Origin of the sequence: Mesorhizobium sp., assembly GCF_024509055.1 — a bacterium.
GTDB lineage: Bacteria > Pseudomonadota > Alphaproteobacteria > Rhizobiales > Rhizobiaceae > Mesorhizobium.
Genome location: NZ_JANINM010000186.1, coordinates 1 through 3354, shown reverse-complemented (window position 1 = coordinate 3354; position 3354 = coordinate 1). Strand labels below are relative to the sequence as shown.

Below are 3354 nucleotides of genomic sequence, written 5' to 3'. Positions count from 1 at the left end.
TGACGCCCGTCATCATCCTGCCGATGGTGTGGCTGCGCAGCGGGCAAAGGCCGACAGCGGCCGCCTGGGCCGGCGCGCTGCTGGCCATCGCCGGCACGGCGCTGATCAGCATCAGGTGACCATAGCCGGCGGCACCTTCGAGACGTCAATCACCCATGCGCGTGCTCGTGGTGATGCCCTTCCGGCTCGGCCATGGCGAAGGGCAGGTCCTCGCTGTCGGCGCCGGCGTCAAGCAGCAGCCGGGCGCTGAACTCGTGCGGCTCGGCCGGAGCGACGAGGCTTTGCAGGTAATGGTGGTCGCCGCCGACCGGCGACAGTGGCAGGCGTTCGACCGTGCCGCCCGGCCGCTCGATGGCGACGTTCGCCCGCAGGCCTTCCGCGTGGCGCGAGAGGCGGAGCCGCATGCGCTCGCCCTGCGGCGTGTCGACGATCTCGAGCAGCCCGCTCGCCAGCTTGCCCGAAACCAGGAAGGGATCCGGCGCATGATGATGGTCGCCTTCCTCCGCTTCGGCAAAGCGGACCGTGGCGACGGCAAGCGCCGGAATGTGGGCGAACATCTCACCCTTGAGCGAAGCCGCGATGTTGTTGGCGGCGGCGAGCAGCATGCCGTCGCTGACCGCGATCGTCACATCGACATGCAGCTTGTGGCCGAGCCAGCGCGCCTTCGCCTCGACCACCCTGTCGACGCCCCGCACATGTTCGGCCGCATGGTGGATTTCCCCGATTATGCCCGGCTCGACGCCGTCGAGCATGCGCGTCAGCACCGAGCGCGCCGACTGCCAGACGATGCCGAGGATGGCTACGGTGATAAGCAGCCCGATGACCGGATCGGCGAGCGGATAGCCCAACCAGACGCCGATTGCACCGGCAACGACCGCGAGGCTGGTAACCCCATCCGTGCGCGCGTGGTAGCCGTCGGCGATGAGCGCGGCGCTGTTGATCTGGCGGCCGACGCGGATGCGGAACACCGCCACCGCTTCGTTGCCGAGGAAGCCTATGATGCCGGCAGTCGCCAGCCAGCCGAGGAACCGCACGGGTTGGGGATTTAGCAGGCGGCTGATCGCCTCGTAGCCGGCCACCAGCGCGCTTGCCAGGATGATGAGCACGATGACGATGCCCGCCAGGTCCTCGACCCTGCCAAGACCGTAGGTGAATGTCTTCGTCGGCTTGCGGCGCGCCAGGACGAAAGCGATCCATAGTGGGATGGCGGTGGTTGCGTCGGCGATGTTGTGGATGGTGTCGGCAAGCAGCGCCACGCTGCCCGAAAGCACCACGACGACGATCTGCAGCGCAGCCGTGACCACCAGGATCACGAATGACCATTTGATCGCCCAGATGCCCCGATCGGTGGTGGCAATGGTGGCGTCGATCACGCCGTGGGTGTGACCATGGGGGCCATGATGATCGTGGCCGTGACTGGCATGGTCGTGGCCATGCGATCCGAACCCGAACCAGTCGAGAATCTTTTCCCGCATCGCGGCCTCACAGATATTTGGTGAGCTGCTTGAGCTCCTTGAGCGTGTCCCTGGTCGGCTCGCCGCCCTCGACCAGGCAATGTTCCATGTGATCGTGGATCAGTTCGCGCTTGGCATTGCCCACGGCGCTTTCGACAGCGTGGAGCTGTTGCGCGAGATCGAGGCACGAGCGGCCCTGCTCGAACATCGTCAGCACGGCGGCGAGATGGCCGTGCGCGCGCTTGAGCCGGGCAATGATGTCGGGGTGCGAGCTGTGTATTGTCATGATCATATCCTATCCCCCAGGGTAGGATATGGCAATGGCATTCGCTGGCAATTCCCTGGCGCCTCCATGCACAAGCCGGCTAGTGCGCGGAAGCCCGCGAATAGCGGCCCGGCGGCTGGCCGACATGGCGGCTGAAGGCGGTGCTGAAGGTGCTTGCCGAGCCGTAGCCGACGCGTTCGGCGACCTCGGCGATGTCGACCTGCTGGCGGCGCAAGAGATCCTTGGCCAGCGCCATGCGCCAGGCCAGCAGATATTCCATCGGCGGCATGCCGACGCCGCGCACGAAGCGGTCGAAGAAGGCCGAGCGCGACAACGCCGCCTCCTTCGCCAATTGCGCCATGGTCCAGGGTCGGGCGGGATCTGCGTGGATGTGCCGGATCGCCTCCGCCAGCCGCGCGTCGCCCAGACCGCGCAGCAGTCCGGCCGGCGCACCCGGCGCCTGGGTCAGCCGCAGGGATTCGACCAACAGGATCTCGACCAGGCGGGTCAGCACCAGATCGCGCCCTGCCTGCCGCGTGGCTGCCTCGTCGACCAGCAGTTTCACCAGGATCGACAGACGCTCGACGCCCCGGACATGGACCTGCTTGGGCAGCAGCGAGACGAGCAGGCCGGAGTCCTCGCCGTCGAAGACGAAAAAGCCGCCCAGCATGCGCAGGTCTGGCGGACCATCCTGCCTGCCACGTCGCATTTCGCCCTCGGCGCTCGCGGCAAGGCTGGGGTCGATCAAGGTCGGGACGACCGGCTCGAACCCCGTCATCGTGAAGCCGGGCGTGGTCGGCAGCAAGACGAAATCGCCGGCTTCGAGCGTCAGCGGCGTTTGCCCGTCCACGGCCAGGCGGCACGCCCCCTCGACCACGACGGCGAAACCAGGATGACCGAAATCGGAATAGCGAACGCCCCAGCGCCCGGCGCCGCTGATGCCCTTGGTGAATACGGCGCGGGGCCGCAGAAGGCCTATGACTTCGGAAAGAGGATCGACCATTTTCGGACTATTGCAAATTAAATTTGGACTTTCAATCGTACATAGTCCGGCCCTCCATGGGTAGCTTGGGGCCGTAAACGCAACAAGGAACGATCCCATGAAAACCATCCTGATCACCGGCGCCTCCTCCGGCTATGGCCTGGAGACGGCGCGTCATTTCCTGTCGAACGGCTGGAACGTCATCGCCACCATGCGCGCCCCGCGCGAGGATTTACTGCCGCGCTCCGCCTCGCTGCGCCTGCTGGCGCTCGACGTGACGGACGAGAACAGCATTGCCGCGGCGATGCAGGCCGCCGGCCCGATCGACGCGCTGGTCAACAACGCCGGCATCGGCGTCGTCGGCGCCTTCGAGGCAACGCCGATGCCGCACATCCGCAAGGTATTCGAAACCAACACTTTCGGCGTGATGGCCATGACCCAGGCGGTGATCCCGCAGATGCGCGAACGGCGCTCGGGCGTCATCGTCAACGTGACGTCCAGCGCCACGCTGGCGGCATTCCCGCTGGCCGCCGCCTATACGGCGAGCAAGCAGGCGATCGAAGGCTTCACCGGCTCGCTTGCGCATGAACTCGGCCACTTCAACGTGCGGGCCAAGCTTGTCGAGCCCGGCTACGGCCCGACGACGAGGTTCA

At 66.4% G+C, this 3354-nt stretch carries 4 protein-coding genes; 1 reads left to right on the top strand and 3 read right to left on the bottom strand.

The annotated features are described in order from the left end of the window. Window positions 1-149: 149 nt before the first annotated feature. The 3 genes from Q0L57_RS08895 to Q0L57_RS08885 all read right to left on the bottom strand — a co-directional run bounded on the left by Q0L57_RS08895 (window position 150) and on the right by Q0L57_RS08885 (window position 2722). Window positions 150-1475, bottom strand: a complete 1326-nt coding sequence (locus tag Q0L57_RS08895) for a cation diffusion facilitator family transporter (RefSeq protein WP_296741281.1) — start codon at window positions 1473-1475, stop codon at window positions 150-152. 7 nt (window positions 1476-1482) lie between these two features. Then, the gene (locus Q0L57_RS08890) at window positions 1483-1746 is read right to left on the bottom strand and encodes a metal-sensing transcriptional repressor (RefSeq protein ID WP_296741278.1); all 264 of its coding nucleotides are present in this window, start codon (window positions 1744-1746) and stop codon (window positions 1483-1485) included. A gap of 73 nt (window positions 1747-1819) precedes the next feature. After that, the gene (locus Q0L57_RS08885; RefSeq protein WP_296741277.1) at window positions 1820-2722 is read right to left on the bottom strand and encodes an AraC family transcriptional regulator; all 903 of its coding nucleotides are present in this window, start codon (window positions 2720-2722) and stop codon (window positions 1820-1822) included. Between the two features lie 97 nt (window positions 2723-2819). Here Q0L57_RS08885 and Q0L57_RS08880 point away from each other — a divergent pair. After that, a partial coding sequence (locus tag Q0L57_RS08880; protein WP_296741275.1) for an SDR family oxidoreductase occupies window positions 2820-3354 on the top strand: 535 nt, incomplete at its 3' end.

Bases quoted from the DNA above. Each gene is read 5' to 3' on its own strand.
- Q0L57_RS08895 (WP_296741281.1), bottom strand. From the start codon at position 1,475: ATGCGGGAAAAGATTCTCGACTGGTTCGGGTTCGGATCGCATGGCCAC.
- Q0L57_RS08890 (WP_296741278.1), bottom strand. From the start codon at position 1,746: ATGATCATGACAATACACAGCTCGCACCCCGACATCATTGCCCGGCTC.
- Q0L57_RS08885 (WP_296741277.1), bottom strand. From the start codon at position 2,722: ATGGTCGATCCTCTTTCCGAAGTCATAGGCCTTCTGCGGCCCCGCGCC.